Annotated in this window: 13 protein-coding genes; 10 read left to right on the forward strand and 3 right to left on the reverse strand. The window is 76.3% G+C overall.

Going from position 1 to position 17,541, the window contains the following annotated elements; translation table 11 throughout:
- The first annotated feature begins 227 nt into the window (after nucleotides 1-227).
- The 8 genes from ACIGO6_RS11920 to ACIGO6_RS11955 all read left to right on the forward strand — a co-directional run bounded on the left by ACIGO6_RS11920 (nucleotide 228) and on the right by ACIGO6_RS11955 (nucleotide 8,898).
- Nucleotides 228-1,220: a glycosyltransferase family 9 protein gene (locus tag ACIGO6_RS11920; protein WP_399874633.1), complete on the forward strand. Its 993-nt coding sequence runs from the start codon at nucleotides 228-230 to the stop codon at nucleotides 1,218-1,220.
- Nucleotides 1,217-2,167 carry a glycosyltransferase gene (locus tag ACIGO6_RS11925; protein ID WP_399874635.1) on the forward strand — a complete coding sequence of 317 codons (951 nt, stop codon included), beginning with the start codon at nucleotides 1,217-1,219 and terminating at the stop codon, nucleotides 2,165-2,167. The genes ACIGO6_RS11920 and ACIGO6_RS11925 overlap by 4 nt, the downstream gene beginning before the upstream one ends.
- Nucleotides 2,164-3,381, forward strand: coding sequence for a glycosyltransferase family 4 protein (locus tag ACIGO6_RS11930; RefSeq protein ID WP_399874636.1), 1,218 nt, complete (start codon nucleotides 2,164-2,166; stop codon nucleotides 3,379-3,381). The genes ACIGO6_RS11925 and ACIGO6_RS11930 overlap by 4 nt, the downstream gene beginning before the upstream one ends.
- Entirely contained in the window at nucleotides 3,381-3,986 is a 606-nt protein-coding gene (locus tag ACIGO6_RS11935; protein WP_399874638.1) for an SIS domain-containing protein, read from the forward strand. Before ACIGO6_RS11930 ends, ACIGO6_RS11935 begins: the two co-directional genes overlap by 1 nt.
- Nucleotides 3,979-5,349 carry a D-glycero-beta-D-manno-heptose 1-phosphate adenylyltransferase gene (gene rfaE2, locus ACIGO6_RS11940; RefSeq protein WP_399874639.1) on the forward strand — a complete coding sequence of 457 codons (1,371 nt, stop codon included), beginning with the start codon at nucleotides 3,979-3,981 and terminating at the stop codon, nucleotides 5,347-5,349. Before ACIGO6_RS11935 ends, rfaE2 begins: the two co-directional genes overlap by 8 nt.
- A gap of 644 nt (nucleotides 5,350-5,993) precedes the next feature.
- On the forward strand, nucleotides 5,994-7,046 hold the full coding sequence (locus tag ACIGO6_RS11945) for a glycosyltransferase family 9 protein (RefSeq protein WP_399874641.1): 1,053 nt from the start codon (nucleotides 5,994-5,996) through the stop codon (nucleotides 7,044-7,046).
- On the forward strand, nucleotides 7,043-8,005 hold the full coding sequence (locus ACIGO6_RS11950) for a glycosyltransferase family 2 protein (protein WP_399874643.1): 963 nt from the start codon (nucleotides 7,043-7,045) through the stop codon (nucleotides 8,003-8,005). Before ACIGO6_RS11945 ends, ACIGO6_RS11950 begins: the two co-directional genes overlap by 4 nt.
- Complete coding sequence (locus ACIGO6_RS11955; protein ID WP_399874645.1) at nucleotides 8,002-8,898, forward strand: glycosyltransferase family 2 protein; 897 nt, start codon at nucleotides 8,002-8,004, stop codon at nucleotides 8,896-8,898. Before ACIGO6_RS11950 ends, ACIGO6_RS11955 begins: the two co-directional genes overlap by 4 nt.
- 89 nt (nucleotides 8,899-8,987) lie before the next feature.
- Here ACIGO6_RS11955 and ACIGO6_RS11960 read toward each other — a convergent pair whose 3' ends face one another.
- The 3 genes from ACIGO6_RS11960 to ACIGO6_RS11970 form a co-directional block, all read right to left on the reverse strand.
- On the reverse strand, nucleotides 8,988-9,908 hold the full coding sequence (locus ACIGO6_RS11960; RefSeq protein WP_399874647.1) for a polysaccharide pyruvyl transferase family protein: 921 nt from the start codon (nucleotides 9,906-9,908) through the stop codon (nucleotides 8,988-8,990).
- 391 nt (nucleotides 9,909-10,299) lie between these two features.
- Nucleotides 10,300-13,131 (reverse strand): AAA family ATPase, encoded by a 2,832-nt coding sequence (locus ACIGO6_RS11965; protein WP_399874649.1) that lies wholly within the window; start codon nucleotides 13,129-13,131, stop codon nucleotides 10,300-10,302.
- A 175-nt stretch (nucleotides 13,132-13,306) separates the two neighbouring features.
- The gene (locus tag ACIGO6_RS11970; RefSeq protein WP_399874650.1) at nucleotides 13,307-14,143 is read right to left on the reverse strand and encodes a response regulator transcription factor; all 837 of its coding nucleotides are present in this window, start codon (nucleotides 14,141-14,143) and stop codon (nucleotides 13,307-13,309) included.
- 111 nt (nucleotides 14,144-14,254) lie between these two features.
- On the opposite strand from ACIGO6_RS11970, the gene ACIGO6_RS11975 reads away from it, so the two are divergent.
- Complete coding sequence (locus ACIGO6_RS11975; RefSeq protein ID WP_399874652.1) at nucleotides 14,255-15,931, forward strand: AMP-binding protein; 1,677 nt, start codon at nucleotides 14,255-14,257, stop codon at nucleotides 15,929-15,931.
- Nucleotides 15,928-17,535, forward strand: a complete 1,608-nt coding sequence (locus tag ACIGO6_RS11980) for an AMP-binding protein (RefSeq protein ID WP_399874654.1) — start codon at nucleotides 15,928-15,930, stop codon at nucleotides 17,533-17,535. Before ACIGO6_RS11975 ends, ACIGO6_RS11980 begins: the two co-directional genes overlap by 4 nt.
- The last annotated feature ends 6 nt before the right edge of the window (nucleotides 17,536-17,541 follow it).

A 17,541-nucleotide genomic window follows, 5' to 3' on the forward strand; every position in this document is an offset into this window, starting at 1 on the left:
ACCCCGCCGGACGCGCGCGACTCGGCCGCCGCCGATGGCCGGGGCCGTCCCGCTGCCGCGCCCGGAGGGGCCCCGAGTGGCCCGGGACGTGCCGCCGTCACCGGCCGGGAGCGGGCCCGTCCGACCCCGACGGAGGCGCGCGGCTTCGCCGCCGATGGTGATCAGGGTGCTCCTGACCCCGAGGCGGCCCCGGCGGGTTCCGTCGTCGGCTCTCGTGGGAGGCAGCGATGAAGGCGCTCGTCAGTCGGCTCGACAGCTTCGGCGACGTACTGCTCGCCGGGCCCGCCGTGCGGGCCGTGGCCGCGCGGGCCGATCACGTCACGCTGCTCTGCGGATCGCGCGGCGCGCCCGCCGCCCGGCTGCTGCCCGGCGTGGACGAGGTGCTGGTCTGGGACGCGCCCTGGGGCGGGTTCCGGCCGCCCGACGTCAGCCGGGCCGACATCGACGCGCTGGTGGACCGGATCGACGCCGACACCGCGCTGATCCTCACCTCCTTCCACCAGTCCCCGCTGCCCACCGCCCTGGTGCTGCGCCTCGCCGGCGTCCGGCACATCGCCGCGGACAGCGTGGACTACCCCGGCTCCCTGCTCGACCTGCGCCACCGGCGCGCCCCGCACGCCCACGAGGCCGAGGCCGCGCTCGACCTCGCCGAGGCGGCCGGGTTCCCCCGGACCGACGACGGACGGCTCCGCGTGCACCCCCCGCCCCCCACCGACGCCCTCACCGGACCCGGCCCCTACGTCGTACTCCACCCCGGCGCCAGCGTCCCCGCCCGCGCCTGGAGCCCCGAACGCAGCGCCGAGGCCGTGCGCGAACTGGCCGCCGCCGGGCACCGCGTACTGGTCACCGGCGGCCCCGACGAGCGCGACCTCACCGCGTACGTCGCAGGCCGGTACGGCACCGACCTGGGTGGCCGCACCGAGGCCCCCGAACTGTCCGGCGTCCTCGCGGGCGCCCGCGTCGTCGTCACCGGCAACACCGCGCCCGCCCACCTCGCCGCGGCCGTCGGCACCCCGATCGTGTCCCTGTTCGCCCCGGTCGTACCCGCCGAGCGCTGGCGGCCGTACGGCGTCCCCTACCTCCTGCTCGGCGACCAGGACGCGCCCTGCGCCGGCACCAGGGCCCGGGACTGCCCCGTCCCCGGCCATCCCTGCCTCAACACCGTCACCGCCACCGACGTGGCCGCCGCCGTCGAGAAGCTCATGGGGGAGACGACATGAGGATCCTCATCTGGCACGTGCACGGGTCGTGGACCACGGCCTTCGTGCAGGGACCGCACACCTGCCTCGTCCCCGTCACCCCGGACCGCGGCCCCGACGGCCTCGGCCGCGCCCGCACCTGGGACTGGCCCGACTCGGTCGTCGAAGTGCCCCCGGAGCGGCTGCGGGACGAGGACGTCGACGTCGTGATCCTCCAACGCCCGCACGAACTCGACCTGGTCGACCGGTGGCTCGGCCGCCGTCCCCCGCTGGTGTACCTGGAGCACAACGCCCCCGACGGCGACGTGCCCCACACCCGCCACCCCGCCGCCGGCATCCCCGGCGTCACCCTCGTCCACGTCACCCACTTCAACCGGCTGATGTGGGACGCCGGACCGACGCCCACGACCGTCATCGAGCACGGCATCGTCGACCCCGGCCACCGCTGGACCGGCGAGCTGGACCGGGCGGCCGTCGTCGTCAACGAGCCGATCCGGCGCGGACGTACGACCGGCACCGACCTGCTGCCGGAATTCGCCCGCGCCGCCCCGCTCGACGTGTTCGGCATGCGCACCGAGGGCCTCGCCGAGCACATCGGCGTCGACCCCGCCCGCTGCCGCACCCAGGACGTCCCCCAGAGCGCCCTGCACACCGAGCTGGCCCGCCGCCGCGTCTACGTCCACCCCGTGCGCTGGACCTCCCTGGGCCTGTCCCTGCTGGAGGCCATGCACCTCGGCATGCCCGTGGTCGCGCTCGCCACCACCGAGGTGACCGAGGCCGTGCCCCCGGGCGCCGGAGTGGTCTCCAACCGCATCGACGTACTGACCGACGCCGTACGCGACTTCCTCACCGACCCGCTGCACGCGCGGACCGTCGGCGACGGGGCCCGTGCGGCGGCCCTGACCCGTTACGGGCTGTCCCGCTTCCTGGACGACTGGGAGCGGCTGCTGAAGGAGGTGACCCGATGAGGATCGCCATGGTGTCCGAGCACGCGAGCCCCCTCGCCGCGCTCGGCGGCGTCGACGCCGGTGGACAGAACGTCTACGTGGCCCGCCTCACCGAGGAGTTGGCGGGGCGCGGCCACCACGTCACGGTCTACACCCGCCGGGACGCCCTCGACCTGCCCGACCGGGTGCCGCTGCCCGGCGGGGCGGTCGTCGAGCACGTGCCGGCCGGGCCACCCCGGCCCGTCCCCAAGGACGAACTCTTCCCGTACATGCCCGCCTTCGGCGCCCACCTGGCCCGCGCCTGGGCCCGGGAGCGGCCCGACGTCGTGCACGCCCACTTCTGGATGTCCGGGATGGCCTCGCAGATCGGCGCGGGGCCGCACGGCATCCCCCTCGTGCAGACCTTCCACGCCCTCGGCACCGTCAAGCGGCGCCACCAGGGCCTGCGGGACACCAGCCCGTACGAGCGCATCGGCATCGAACGGCAGCTCGGCCGCGCCTGCGAACGGGTCCTGGCCACCTGCACCGACGAGGTCGTCGAACTCGGCGACATGGGCGTCCCGCCCCGGCAGGTGTCCGTGGTGCCCTGCGGCGTGGACACCGAGCACTTCCACCCCGCCGCCGACACCGGCCGCACCCCCGAGCGGCACCGGCCGCACCGGCTGCTCGCGTGCGGGCGGCTCGTCCCCCGCAAGGGCTACGACCAGGCCGTCCGCGCCCTCGCCCACGTCCCCGACGCCGAACTCCTCGTCGCGGGCGGTCCGCCGGCCGGCGACCTGGACGCCGACCCCGAGGCCCGGCGCCTGACCGGGATCGCCCACCGCGTCGGCGTCGCCGACCGGGTCCGGCTGCTCGGCGCGGTCGACCCGGACGACATGCCCGCCCTGCTCCGCAGCGCCGACCTGGTGCTGTGCACGCCGGTCTACGAGCCGTTCGGCATCGTGCCCCTGGAGGCGATGGCGTGCGGTGTCCCCGTCCTCGCCACCGACGTCGGCGGTCACCGCGACTCCGTGGCCGACGGCATCACCGGCCGCCTGGTCCCCCCGCAGGACCCCGGGGCCATCGCGGACGCCGTCCGCGAACTCCTCGCCGACGAACGGCTGCGCCGCCAGTACGGCAGGAACGGCCGCGAACGCGTCCTGCGGTACTACACCTGGGCGCGCGTCGCCGACGGCGCGGAACAGGTCTACCGCCTGACCCTCGCCGACCACGAACTGGCGAAGGAGGTGGCGTGATGACCGTGCACCCGCCCGTCGTCGGGCACTGCGACGAACTCCAGGACGCGCTGCACGCCTTCCGCGCCTCCGCGCACATCACCCAGCGCTGGGGCGACCGGCTCGCGACCGTCCTGAGCGGCGGCGGCCGGCTGCTCGCCGCGGGCAACGGGGGCAGCGCCGCGCAGGCCCAGCACCTGACCGCCGAACTCGTCGGCCGCTACCGCGACGACCGGCCGCCGTTCTCCGCCATCGCCCTGCACGCCGACACGTCCTCCACGACCGCCATCGCCAACGACTACGGCGTCGACGAGGTCTTCGCCCGCCAGGTGCGCGCCCACGGCCGCGAGGGCGACATCCTGATGCTGCTGTCCACCAGCGGCGCCAGCGCCAACCTGCTCTCCGCGGCGGACGCCGCGCGGGCCGCCGGGGTACGGGTGTGGGCGCTCACCGGCTGCGCCCCCAACCCCCTCATGGCGGGCAGCGACGAGTCCCTGTGCGTGGAGGCCCCCTCGACGGCCACCGTCCAGGAGATCCACCTGGTCGCCGTGCACATGATCTGCGCGGCCTTCGACGCGGCTCTGGACCCGGGGGTACGGGGCGGAGGTGCAGGCGCGCATGGCTGACAGGACCCCCCTGGTCGTGGTCGGCGACGCCCTGCTGGACCGCGACCTCACCGGCTCCGCCGACCGGCTGGCCCCCGACGCCCCCGTGCCGGTCGTGTCGGAGTGCGCCGAGCGCGTACGCCCGGGCGGCGCCGCGCTCGCCGCGTACCTCGCCGCCCGCGACGGCCGCGAGGTCACGCTGGTCACGGGCGCGGGCGACGACCCGGCGAGCGAGGCCCTGCGCGAACTGCTCGCCCCCTGGCTGACGTTGATCCCGCTCCCGCTCACCGGAGCACTGCCCGAGAAGACCCGCGTCCTGGCGCAGGGCCGTCCCGTCGTCCGCCTCGACCGGGGCGGCGGCCGCGCCCGCGAGGCCACGGACGAGGCCCGCGACGCGCTGCGCTCCGCCCGGGCCGTCCTGGTCTCCGACTACGGCCGCGGCGCGGCGGACGCCCTGCGCGACGTGCTGGCCGCGCGCCCGCCGCTGGTCTGGGACCCGCACCCGCGCGGGGGCCCGCCGGTCCCCGGCACCCGGCTGGTGACCCCGGCCGAGAAGGAGGCGCACGGCTTCGCGCCGCGGGGCGGCCACCTCGACGCCGGTCTGCGCGCCGCCGCGCTGGACGCCGCCGCCCTCGTACGGGACTGGCGGGTGGCCGCGGTGACGGTGACGCTCGGCGCGCGCGGCGCCCTGCTGTCGTACGGCGAACACCCGCTGCTCGTGCCCGCGCCCGCCGCCCACCACGGCGACTCCTGCGGCGCGGGCGACCGGTTCGCCGCCACCGCCGCCGGGCTGCTCGCCGACGGGGCGCTGGTGGGGGAGGCCGTCGAGGGCGCGGTGGGCGCCGCGACCGCCTTCGTCGCCGCCGGGGGAGCGGGCACGCTGCCGCCGGCGGGTTCCGGCCCGGCGCCGGCGCGGGCGTCCGACACCGACGACCCCCACGCCCTCGCCGCCCGCGTCCGCGCCCAGCACGGCACGGTCGTCGCCGCGGGCGGCTGCTTCGACCTGCTGCACGCCGGCCACGTCGGCCTCCTCCAGGCCGCCCGTCGGCTCGGCGACTGCCTGGTCGTGTGCGTCAACTCCGACGCCTCCGTACGCCGCCGCAAGGGCGACGGCCGCCCCGTCAACCCCCTCGCCGACCGGGTCCGCGTCCTCGGCGCCCTCGCCTGCGTGGACGCCGTCGCGGTCTTCGACGAGGACACCCCCGAGCGCCTCCTCGGCGACCTGCGCCCGGACGTCTGGGTCAAGGGCGGCGACTACGCGGGCGCCGACCTCCCCGAGGCAGCCCTCCTCCAGGAGTGGGGCGGCCAGGCCGTCCTCCTGCCCTACCTCGACGGCCGCTCCTCCACGGCCCTGATGGCCCGCGCGGCCACGAGGGTCCGATGACCCGGCACGCACGGGCCCCGGGGCCCGTGACGGTGAGCGCCCCGTGCAGGCCGGACGGCGGCGCGGGCCATGCGGCCGCATTCGGCCCGGCGAAGGGCGCCCCGGTGCCCTCGCCGTCGGGTGGGTCGGCGCGTGGTGCGCCGGGCGCGGGTGGCGTGTTCGCGGTGGTCGGTGGTGGGGTGCACGGGGGTGTGATGCCCTCGGGAGGCGTCGGCCGGGAGGGTGGCTCCGCGCACCCCGTGTCGGCCGGGTCGGTGCGTGATGGCGTGGGCCGCGTGGTGGCGGTGGTCGGTGGTGGGGTGCGCGGTGGGACGCCGTCCGACGGCGTCGGTCGGGCGGGTGGCTCCGCGCACCCCGTGTCGGCCGGGTCGGTGCGTGATGGCGTGGGCCGCGTGGTGGCGGTGGTCGGTGGTGGGGTGCACGGTGGGACGCCGTCCGACGGCGTCGGCCGGGAGGGTGGCTCCGCGCACCCCGTGTCGGCCGGGTCGGTGCGTGATGGCGTGGGCCGCGTGGTGCCGGTGGTCGGTGGTGGGGTGCACGGTGGGACGCCGTCCGACGGCGTCGGTCGGGCGGGTGGCTCCGCGGCCCCCGGGTCGGCCGGCGGGCCCGTGACCGGGGATCCCGTGCATCCGCCGTCCCCCGGGATGGCGCATCCGCCCGACGCGCACCCGTCCGACGCGCACCCGGCGTTCGCCGCCCGCGAGCCGGGGCAGCGCCAGGGGAACGGCGGGGCGCGGCCCCGGGTGCTCGTTCTGCGGGCGCTCGGGCTCGGGGACCTGCTCGCCGGGGTGCCCGCGCTGCGCGCGCTGCGTCGTGCGTACCCCGGGCACGAGCTGGTGCTGGCCGCCCCCGCCGAGCTGGCGCCCGTCGCCGCGGCGAGCGGTGCCGTGGACCGGGTGCTGCCCGCCGCCGAGCCCGGCCGTGCCGTCCCGCGCACCCTCGACTGGACCGGGCCGCCCCCCGACGTCGCCGTCGATCTGCACGGCAACGGACCGCCCAGCCACCGCCTGCTGATGCGCCTGCGCCCGCTGAAACTGCTGGCGTTCGCGCACCCGCAGACGCCCGAGGTGGACGGCCCGCCCTGGTACGCGCAGGAGCACGAACGCGACCGCTGGTGCCGGCTGCTGCGGGCGTACGGCATCGACGCCGACCCCACCGACCTGCGGCTGCCCCACCCGCCCCAGCCCTCCCCGGCCCCCGGCGCCGTCGTACTGCACCCCGGTGCCGGCGCCCCCTCCCGCTGCTGGCCGGTGGACCGGTACGCGGCCGTCGCCGAGGCGCTGCGCGCACGGGGACGCCGGGTCGTCGTCACCGGGGGAGCGGACGAGGCGGACCTGGTGGCGCGGCTGGCCAAGCTCGCCCACCTGCCGGACACGGACGTGTTCGGCGGCGGCCTGCCCCACCACCGCCTGGCCGCCCTGGTGGCCCACGCCCGTGCCGTCGTCAGCGGCGACACCGGCATCGCCCACCTCGCCGTCGCCCACGCCACCCCCTCCGTCACCCTCTTCGGCCCGGTCCCGCCCAGCCGCTGGGGCCCGCCGGACCACCCCCGCCACCGCGCCCTGTGGCACCCGGGCCCGGACGGCGACCCGCACGGCCACGAGACGGACCCCGCGCTGCTGCGGATCACCACCGAGGACGTCCTGGAGGCACTCGCCACCCTGGACGCCCTGGACGCCCAGGAAGAGGCCCCATGAACCACGCCACGCACCTCGGCCCGGCCGGCGCCCGCGAGCGGTCCCACGCCGATCCCACGAAACCCGCCCCCGTCGGCGTCGTCATCGCCACCCGCAATCGCAGCGCGAGCCTGGCCGGGACCGTCCGGCACCTGCTCGCCCTGCCCGAGCGGCCCGAGGTCCTCGTCGTCGACAACGCCTCCACCGACGACACCCGCGCCATGCTGGCCCGCGACTTCCCGCAGGTCCGCGTCGTCTCCCTGCCGTTCAACCGCGGCGCCCTCGCCCGCACCGACGGCGTCCGCGCCCTCGACACCCCGTACGTGGCGTTCAGCGACGACGACTCCTGGTGGGCGCCCGGCGCCCTCGCCGCCGCGGCCCGGCACTTCGACGCGCACCCCCGGCTCGGCCTGCTCTCCGCCCGCACCCTCGTCGGCCCGTCCGACGCCCCGGACCCGCTCAACGACCTGCTCGCCCACTCGCCCCTCGGCCCGGCCACCGACCTCCCCGGCACCCAGGTGCTCGGCTTCCTCGGCTGCGCCGCCGTCGCCCGCCGCACCGCCTACCTCGACGTCGGCGGCTACCACCCCCTGCTCTTCTTCGGCGCCGAGGAGACCCTGCTCGCCTACGACTTCGCCGCCCGCGGCTGGGGCGTCACGCACTGCCCCGACGTGGTCGCCCACCACCACCCGGACCCCGGCCCGCGCACCGACCGCCCGGCCGTCGTGCGCCGCAACGAACTGCTCACCGCCTGGCTGCGTCGCCCCCTGCCCCACGCGCTCGCCCGCACCCGTGGCCTCGCCGCCGAGGCCCGCCACGACCCGCACGCCCGGCGCGCCCTGCGCGAGACGCTCACCCGCCTGCCCGCCGCCCTGCGCGCCCGCAGACCACTGCCCCCGCACGTGGAGCGCGCCGCCCGCCTCCTCGACGCAGTGAACGGAGCGCATGAACCGCACGGAGCGGACGGAGCGAGCCCGTGACGGACACCCGCACCACCGTCGTCGTCATCACCCACAACCGGCGCCCCGAACTCCTGCGCACCCTCGACCACCTCGCCGCCCTCCCCGAAAAGCCCCCGGTGATCGTCACCGACAACGCCTCCACCGACGGCACCGCCTCCGCCGTCGCCCGCCACCACCCCCGGGTACGGCTCCTGCGCCCCGGCCGCAACCTCGGCGCCGTGGGCCGCAACCTGGCGGTCCGTCAGGTCCGTACGCCCTACGTCGCCTTCTGCGACGACGACTCCTGGTGGGCGCCGGGCTCCCTGTCCGGGGCGGCCGACCTGCTGGACCGGCACCCTGCGGTGGGCTCGGTCACCGCCCGGATCCTCGTCGAACCGGACGGCACCGAGGACCCGATCGTCGAGGAACTGCGCGACTCGCCCGTGCCCCGCCCGGACTGGCTCCCCGGGCCGGCCCTGGGTTCCTTCCTGGCCGCCGCGACCGTACTGCGCACCGACGCCTTCCGGGCCGCCGGCGGCTTCCACCCCCGGCTGTGGCTGGGCGGGGAGGAGGAACTGCTCGCCGCCGACCTGGCGGCGGACGGCTGGTGGCTGACGTACGCCGACCACCTGACGATCCATCACCATCCCTCGGCGGTCCGGGACTCGACGCTGAGGCGGGCGCACGGCATCCGCAACACCCTGTGGTTCACCTGGCTGCGCCGCCCGGCCGGCCCCGCCCTGCGCCGCACCCTCCACCTGGCCCGCACCGTGCCCCGCGACCTCGCGTCCCTGCGGGCCTTCGCCGAGGCGACGGCCGCCCTGCCGTGGGTGCTGCGCGAACGCCGGGTGCTGCCGCCGCAGGTCGAGGCACGTCTGCGCGCACTGGAACCCGCCCAGCGCGGGTCGACGGCCCGCAGCTACACGGGCTGACCCCACCGCACACCACCGGACTGGCCGGCCCCGCGCCGAGGGGACGCGGGGCCGGCCGCAGGAAGACCCGCGGCACCGCGGCACCTGCCCTAACCGGCCGGCCGCGCCCCCTGCGCCCCCTGAGCCTCCAGCGCCGCCACGAGACCGTCCGCGGCGTCCGCGGCCGCGTCCGCCGCCCGGAAGCCGGCGCCGATCCGCGCGGCCTCGGCCCGCCCGTCGGTCAGGCACCACTGCCACCAGTGCTCCAGCAGCCCCTCCAGCCCCCCGTCCGCCGGCCGCTCGGCGGCCACCAGCGCCGGCCAGCCGCAGGCACGGGCCTGCGCCGTCACCTTCGCGCCGCCCGCGACCGGGTCCACCGCCAGCGCCGGCGTCCCGGCCCGCAGCGCCAGGACCATGCCGTGCAGCCGGTCGGTGACGACCAGGTCGAGGCGGGCCAGCACGGCCTCCAACTGGGCCGGCGTGCCGCACAGCCGCCAGTCGTGCGCGTCGAGCCGGGTCTCCAGCTCCAGCCGGGCACAGTCCTTGCCGGCCAGCCAGCGCGTCAGCTCGGCGCCGACCTCCTCGTGCCGTCGCCGGCCCCCGTACTCGTGCTGCCCGTGGGTGAGGACCACCCCGACGACCGGCCGGGCGGGCAGCGCGGGCGCGCGGGCCGCGAGGTCCACGCTCGGCCCGGCGTCGCAACCGTCCCGCGCGAGCACCCGGTGGAAGCCGGTCACGGCCGGGGAGGCGGGGTCGACGACGGACACGCCGACGGCGACCCGCACGCAGTGCGCGAACCGCCGGTGCAACTCCTCGACCTGCGGGCCGTGCGCCGGCCCGCACACGAAGACCAGCCGCGCGTACGCCGCCGGGTCCACGTCCGCGAAGTGCGTCCCGTCCGCCCGGAACCCGGGGCTCCACACGACGTCGTACGCGAGCCCGGCGCCTCGCAGTACGTCCTCCACCCGCCGCAGCGCCAGCACGTCCCCGGCGGTCGCCTCCCCGTGCAGGAAGCTGAACCAGCCGGTCACCAGGATTCTGTCTCGTCCGTGCACAGTGCCCCCGGGTGCCCAGGCGCCCGCACGGCAATCACCGCCCTCGCGGACAGCGGCTCTGGAGAGGGGGCGTTGCGGGCCGCTCGTGGAGGCTCGCAACGCCCCCCGGTCTTTCGCCTGAGGGTTGCTCAGGAGGGCAGGTAACCTGCCCGGGCGGGGCCGCGTCCGTGATCCGCAGGGGCGTGAGGGGAAGCACGGGGGCCTCGGGACAGACCCCCGTATGCCCGGGCGAGCGGCATGTGCACACGCTAGAACCGGCGGTACGGGCCACCCAATGAGGGAAGCCCCTAACGGAGTTGGGCAGGGATAACCCTCGGTACGGCAGCGGTGGACCCGGCCGTGGGCTCCCTGCGGGGCCGCCTGCGGTTCACCCGGGGCGGCGGCCCGCCGCCAGTCGGACGATGTCGACCCGGGACCGGATCCCGAGCTTGCGGTAGACGCGGGTCAGCGTCGCCTCGACGGTCTTGACGCTGACGAACAGACGCGTGGCGATCTCCCGGTTGGTGGCGCCCTCCATGACGAGCGAGGCCACCCGGCGCTCCATCGGGGCGAGGCCCACCAGGACGTCCGGCACGGCGGCCCGCGCCGGGGCCCCTCCGGCGTCCTGCGCGGCGACGGCCGCCTCCACCTGCCGCAGCCAGGGCAGCGCCCGGCAGCGCCGGAACAGCCGCGCCGCCTCGTCGTAGGACTCGGACACCGGCGCCCGCCCGGGCCGGGACGCGTGCAGGGCCGCCAGCGCGAAGGCGGCCCGTGCCTCCTCCAGACCGTAGCCGAGCCCGGCGAGCCGCTCCCGCGCCGACGTCAACCGCGTGACGGCGGCCCGGTGGTCGCCCCGCGCCGCCCGCACCAGGGCCTCGGCCCGGTCCAGCACGGCCAGCACGCTCTCGCGGCCGAGCCGCAGCGCATGGGCGCGCGTGACCTCGATGACGTCCTGCGCCTCGGCCGGCTCGCCGGTCCGCACCAGCGCCTCGGCGAGGTCGCCCTGCCACCGTCCCCGCGCCGGGTCGGTGATGCCCGCCCCGGCCTCCAGCTCCCGCACCCGGCGCAGCGTGTGCACGGCGGCCCCCGCGTCGCCCGCCACCAGGTGGGCGTGGCCGAGCGCGGCCAGGGTGCGGGAGAGGTAGACGGCGTCGCCGTCCTCCTCGGCCCGCCGCACCGCCTCCCGCGCCAGCGCCAGCGCCCGCTCCACGTCACCGCCGGCGGCTTCGGCGAGCGCGGCCTGCATCGCGCCGGCCCCCTCGCCGATGCCCGCGTCCCGGGCCAGCGTCAAGGACTCCCGGGCGAGTTCCAGGGCCCGGCCGCAGTGCCCGGAGTGCAGCTCGGTCTCGGCGAGGAAACGCAGGTAGTGGACCTCGCTCTCGGCCATGCCGCGCCGCCTGACCTCGCGCAGCAGGGCGGTGGCGGTGGTCCGCGCCTCGGCCAGCCGGTCGCTCATCACCAGCCACCGGAACCTGCTCGAACCCGCCCCGTTGTGGTGGCAGGCCACCCGCGGATCCTGCGGCTCCTGAAGCGCCCGCTGGATGGTCGCCGGGGCGTCCGGGTGCCCCATCAGCGTCTCGGCCTGCGCCTGGAACGCCAACGCGAGCAGCTCGGCGCGCCGGTCCCCGGCCCGTGCCGCCAGCCGCGCCGCGTGCGCGGCCTCCTGACGGCCCTGCGCGAAATCGCCCTGGACCACCAGGGAACGCCAGGCCAGCTGGTAGTGGACCAGCGTGAGCAGCCGGGGGTCGTCGCCCGCGTCGGCCAGGGCCTGGGGGAACACGGCGTCGACGTCGCCGATGGCCTGCCCGGCCGCCTCGATCACCACCATCCAGGCCCGCACCCGCTCACCGGGCGCGCCAGCCCGCGTCAGCACCTCGCGGGCGATGTCCCGGGCGAGGTCCGCCTCGCCGGCGGTGATCGCGTCCTCGGCGGCCTGGAGCCGGCGCTCGTCCGGCCCCGGGTCGCTGTCCGCCGGGGTGTGCCGGGCCGCGAGCAGGCCCAGCGAGGCGGCCACCGACGGCGCCCCGCGGTCCCGGGCCAGCGCGGCCGCCTCCGCCAGCCGGGCCGCCACCTGCGGGTCGGTGCCGGTGGTGGCGAGGGCCAGGTGCCGGGCCCGCTCGATCGGATCGGACGCCGCCGTGGACAGCGCGGCGTGCGCGGCCCGCCGCTCCGGCGCCGGCGCCTCGGCGTACAGCGCGGCCGAGATCAGCGGATGCGCGAACCGTACGGCCGGGTCCTCCGGGTCGGTCGCCAGCAGCCCCAGCTCGGCCGCCTGGGCGGTCTCGGCCTCGGCGTTCTCCCGGCCGGCCGCGTGCAGCAGGGCCGGCGTGGGACGGGCGCCCGCGCTGGCCACCAGGAGCGTGCGGCGCGCCTCGCCCGACAGCATCTCCAGGCGGGAGAGGACCAGGGCCCGCAGCGAGGTCGGCACCGGCAGCGGCTCGCCCGGCCTGGGCGGGGTGGGGCTCTCGGCCAGCGCCCGGCCCAGCTCCAGGGCGAACAGGGGGTTGCCGGCGCTGGTGCGGTGGATGTCGCGGACGGTGGAGCGGGGCAGGCCCGCGTAGCCGCGTTCGAAGAGCAGCGTCGAGACCTGGGCGCGGGTGAGCGGGCCGAGCCGGACCGCGCGGGTGTCGGGCGGGGACGCGCGCAGATGACGGTCGTACTCCGCGCCCTCCGTGTCCGGTCCCTCGGTCCGTACCGCGCACAGCAGCCGCACCGGGGTCTCGCCCAGGCGGCGGGCGGCGAAGCCGAGGAGCTCGGCGCTGGCCGGATCGAGCCACTGGAGGTCGTCGGCGACGACCAGAACCGGCCCGGCGACGGCGAGCGCGCGCAGCGCGGACAGCACGGCCAGGCGCAGCACCAGCCCGTCCCGCTGGAGCGTGGACTCGCCGCGGCCCGTGAGCGCCGACTCCAGCGCGGTGCGCTGCGCGGCGGGCAGCGCGTCCGACACCTCGTCCAGGGCCGGCCCCAGCAGGTCGGCGAGGGCGAGGAAGGGGAGATGCGATTCGGACTCGGTGGCCGAGCAGCGCAACACCGTGTGCACCGGGCCGGCATATTCCGCGGCCAGGGCGCGCAGCACCGTCGACTTTCCAATTCCCGCGGGCCCGTGCAGCAGCACACTGCCGCCCCGGGCGAGCTGGTCACGCGCCGCGCCGAACGAGTCCTCCCGCCCGATGACCAGGTCGGAGCGGCACCCGGCAGACCCCGCGAAGTCCCGTGGCACGGTGACCGCTCCCCTCCGTATGTCGCGTCCGGGCCAATATTAGGCAACCGCCCATTGCATTCCGGAAGGGAGACGAGGCGGGCGACGAGGTGAGGGAAACAACAAGGCGGCGAGAACAGCCGGTGAGACCGAAGACAACAAAGGGCACCGGAACTCCGCCCCCCGTGCGGCAGCGCTACGGCAGCCGCCCCGCCCGCCGCGCGGCGACCACGGCCTCCGTGCGGGTCCGCGCCCCGAGCTTGCGCATGGCCGACCGCAGATACCCCTTGACCGTCTCCGGCCCCACCCCGAGCCGCTCGGCCGCCGCCGCGTTCGTCGCCCCCGCGGCCACACAGGCCAGCACGTCCACCTCGCGCGGCGCCAGCCGCACCCCCTGGTCGGGTCCGCCGCCCGCCGCCAGCAGCCCGCACGCGCGCAGCAGTTCGTCCCGCAGCGCCGGGTCCGTGATCCGGGGCGCCAGCGCCCGCAGCGCCGCGTGCGCCTCCCGTACCTGCTCCCACGACGCGCCGTCCGCCGGGTCACGGGCGGGATCCGGCCGCGCCGCCGCCAGCAGCCCGCCCGCCTCGTCCCGCAGCACCAGCGCCTGTTCCACGTCCCGCGCCGCCTCCACCGCCGCGCTCAGCGTGCGGTCGCCCAGCGGCTGCGCCGTGCGCAGGGCGCCGTACAGCACGCCGCGCACCCGGCGCCGTACGACCACCGGCACCGCCACCACGGAGCGCAGGCCCTCGGCGGCGACGGGGAGGTCGTACTCGTGGCTGATCTGCCGGGAGACCGAGTAGTCCGTGACGGCGCACGGCCGGGTGAGCGCCACCGCCTTGCCGCCCAGGCCGTTGCCCGAGGTCACCGCGAGGGCGCGGAGCGCGGTCGTGGCGGTGCCGCTGAGCTCGCTGATGCGCACCCGTTGCCGGCCGGACTCCACCAGACCGCCGAAGGCGACCGGCAGCCCGGTCGTGCGCCGCAGCCGCATCAGCGCGCTGCGGATCTCCACCACGTCGGCCGCGTCCGTCGCCACCCGTTCGCCCTCTCCCTCGCGCCTGTCCCCCCGTTCGGGGGTAGTGAGACGTGCATCACGGACTACACGATGGCAGAGCCGCCCGGCAAGGTCCGGCACGAAGGAGGACAGATGACGACGACGGCCACGGAGCTGTTCCGCAGCGCACGGGACTTCCTGCTGGAACACCGCGACGACTACACCGCCGCCCACGGAGGCTTCACCTGGCCCCGCCCCGACCACTTCAACTGGGCGCTGGACTGGTTCGACGTCATCGCCGAGGGCAACGAGCGCCCCGCCCTGCACATCGTCGAGGAGGACGGCACGGAGGTCCGCGTCTCCTTCGCCGAGATGTCCGCCCGCTCCGGCCGCGTCGCGAACCGGCTGCGCGCGTGGGGCGTCGGCGCCGGGGACCGCATCCTCGTCATGCTCGGCAACCAGGCCGAACTGTGGGAGACGGCGCTCGCGGCGATGAAGCTGCGCGCCGTCGTCATCCCGGCCACCCCGCTGCTCGGCCCCGCCGACCTCCGCGACCGCGTCGACCGCGGCCGGGTCGCGCACGTGATCGTGCGCACCGAGGACACCGGCAAGTTCGCCGACGTGCCCGGCGACTACACCCGTGTCGCGGTCGGCGGCACGACGCCGGCCGGCTGGCGGCCGTACGCGGACGTGTACACGGCCTCCGACGACTTCACCCCGGACGGCCCCACCGCCGCCGCCGACCCGCTGATGCTCTACTTCACCTCGGGCACCACGGCCCGTCCCAAGCTGGTCGAGCACACCCACGTCTCGTACCCCGTCGGCCACCTGGCGACCATGTACTGGATCGGCCTGAAGCCCGGCGACGTCCACCTGAACATCTCCTCGCCCGGCTGGGCCAAGCACGCCTGGTCGAACCTGTTCGCGCCGTGGAACGCCGAGGCGACCGTCTTCCTGTACAACTACACGCGGTTCGACGCGCCCCGGCTGATGGCCGAGATGGACCGGGCCGGCGTGACCACCTTCTGCGCCCCGCCGACGGTGTGGCGGATGCTCATCCAGGCCGACCTGACCCGGCTCGCCACCCCGCCCCGCGAGGTCGTCGCCGCCGGTGAGCCGCTCAACCCCGAGGTGATCGAACAGGTCCGCCGGTCGTGGGGCGTGACCATCCGGGACGGCTTCGGGCAGACCGAGACCGCCGTCCAGGTCTCCAACAGCCCCGGCCAGCTCCTCAAGACCGGCTCCATGGGCCGCCCCAGCCCCGGCTACCGCGTCGAACTCCTGGACCCGGTCACCGGCGCCCCCGGCGCCGTCGAGGGCGAGATCGCCCTCGACCTGTCCGACCGTCCCGTCGGCCTGATGACCGGCTACCACGGCGACCCCGACCGCACGGCGGAGGCGATGGCCGACGGCTACTACCGCACCGGCGACATCGGCGCGCGCGACGAGGACGGGTACCTGACCTACGTGGGCCGGGCCGACGACGTCTTCAAGGCCAGCGACTACAAGATCAGCCCCTTCGAGCTGGAGAGCGCGCTGCTGGAGCACGAGGCGGTCGCCGAGGCCGCCGTCGTACCGGCCCCCGACGAGCTGCGCCTCGCCGTACCGAAGGCGTACATCGTGCTGGCGGCGGGCTGGGAGCCGGGCCCGGACACCGCGAAGGTGCTCTTCGAGCACTCCCGCGAGGCCCTCGCCCCCTACAAGCGCGTCCGCCGCCTGGAGTTCGGCGATCTCCCCAAGACCGTCTCCGGCAAGATCCGCCGCATCGAGCTCCGCGAGGCCACGGCGGCCGGTTCCGCGCACGAGTACCGCGAGGAGGACTTCCGGTGACCGCACTCTCCTACGCCCACGGCACCAGTGAGACCCCCCTCCTCGGCGACACCATCGGCGCCAACCTCGACCGAGCGATCACCGCCCACCCGGGCCGCGAGGCCCTGGTCGACGTCCCGTCCGGACGGCGCTGGACGTACGCCGAGTTCGGCGCGGACGTCGACGAGGTGGCGCGCGGCCTGCTCGCGAAGGGCGTCACCAGGGGCGACCGGGTCGGCATCTGGGCGGTCAACTGCCCCGAGTGGGTCCTCGTCCAGTACGCCACCGCCCGCATCGGCGCCGTCATGGTGAACGTCAACCCGGCCTACCGGGCCCACGAGCTGGAGTACGTCCTCAAGCAGTCCGGCATCACCGTGCTGATCGCCTCCCTCGCCCACAAGAGCAGCGACTACCGGGCGATCGTGGACCGGGTCCGCGGCCGCTGCCCCGCACTGCGCGAGACCGTCTACATCGGCGACCCGTCCTGGGACGCGCTGACGGCGGGCGCGGCGTCGGTGCCGCAGGAGCGGGTCGAGCTCATCGCCGCCGAGCTGAGCTGCGACGACCCGGTCAACATCCAGTACACCTCCGGCACGACCGGCTTCCCCAAGGGCGCCACCCTCTCCCACCACAACATCCTCAACAACGGCTACTGGGTGGGCCGTACGGTCGGCTACACGGAGCTGGACCGGGTGTGTCTGCCGGTGCCCTTCTACCACTGCTTCGGCATGGTCATGGGCAACCTGGGCGCCACCTCCCACGCCGCCTGCATCGTCATCCCCGCCCCCTCCTTCGACCCGAAGGCCACGCTGGAGGCGGTGCAGCGGGAGCGGTGCACGTCCCTCTACGGCGTCCCGACCATGTTTATCGCGGAGCTGAACGACCCCGACTTCGCGTCCTACGACCTCACCTCCCTGCGCACCGGCATCATGGCGGGCTCGCCCTGCCCGGTGGAGGTGATGAAACGGGTGGTCGCCGAGATGCACATGGAGCAGGTCTCCATCTGCTACGGCATGACCGAGACCTCCCCGGTCTCCCTGCAGACCCGCATGGACGACGACCTCGAACACCGCACCGGCACCGTCGGCCGCGTCCTGCCCCACATCGAGGTCAAGGTCGTCGACCCGGTCACCGGCGTGACCGTGCCCCGCGGCGACGCCGGCGAACTGCGCACCCGCGGCTACAGCGTGATGCTCGGCTACTGGGAGGAGCCCGAGAAGACCGCCGAGGCGATCGACGAGGGCCGCTGGATGCACACCGGGGACCTCGCGGTGATGCGCGAGGACGGCTACGTGGAGATCGTCGGCCGCATCAAGGACATGATCATCCGGGGCGGCGAGAACATCTACCCGCGCGAGGTCGAGGAGTTCCTCTACGCCCACCCGAAGATCGCGGACGTCCAGGTCGTCGGCGTACCGCACGAGCGCTACGGGGAGGAGGTCCTCGCCTGCGTCGTCCCGCGCGACGCGGCCGACCCGCTCACCCTGGAGGAGCTGCGGGCGTACTGCGACGGGCAGTTGGCCCACTACAAGGTGCCCAGCCGCCTCCAGCTCCTGGACTCCTTCCCGATGACCGTCTCGGGGAAGGTGCGCAAGGTGGAGCTGCGGGAGCGGTACGGCGCGTAGACCGTA

This window comes from Streptomyces sp. NPDC053750 (genome assembly GCF_044544295.1).
GTDB lineage: Bacteria > Actinomycetota > Actinomycetes > Streptomycetales > Streptomycetaceae > Streptomyces.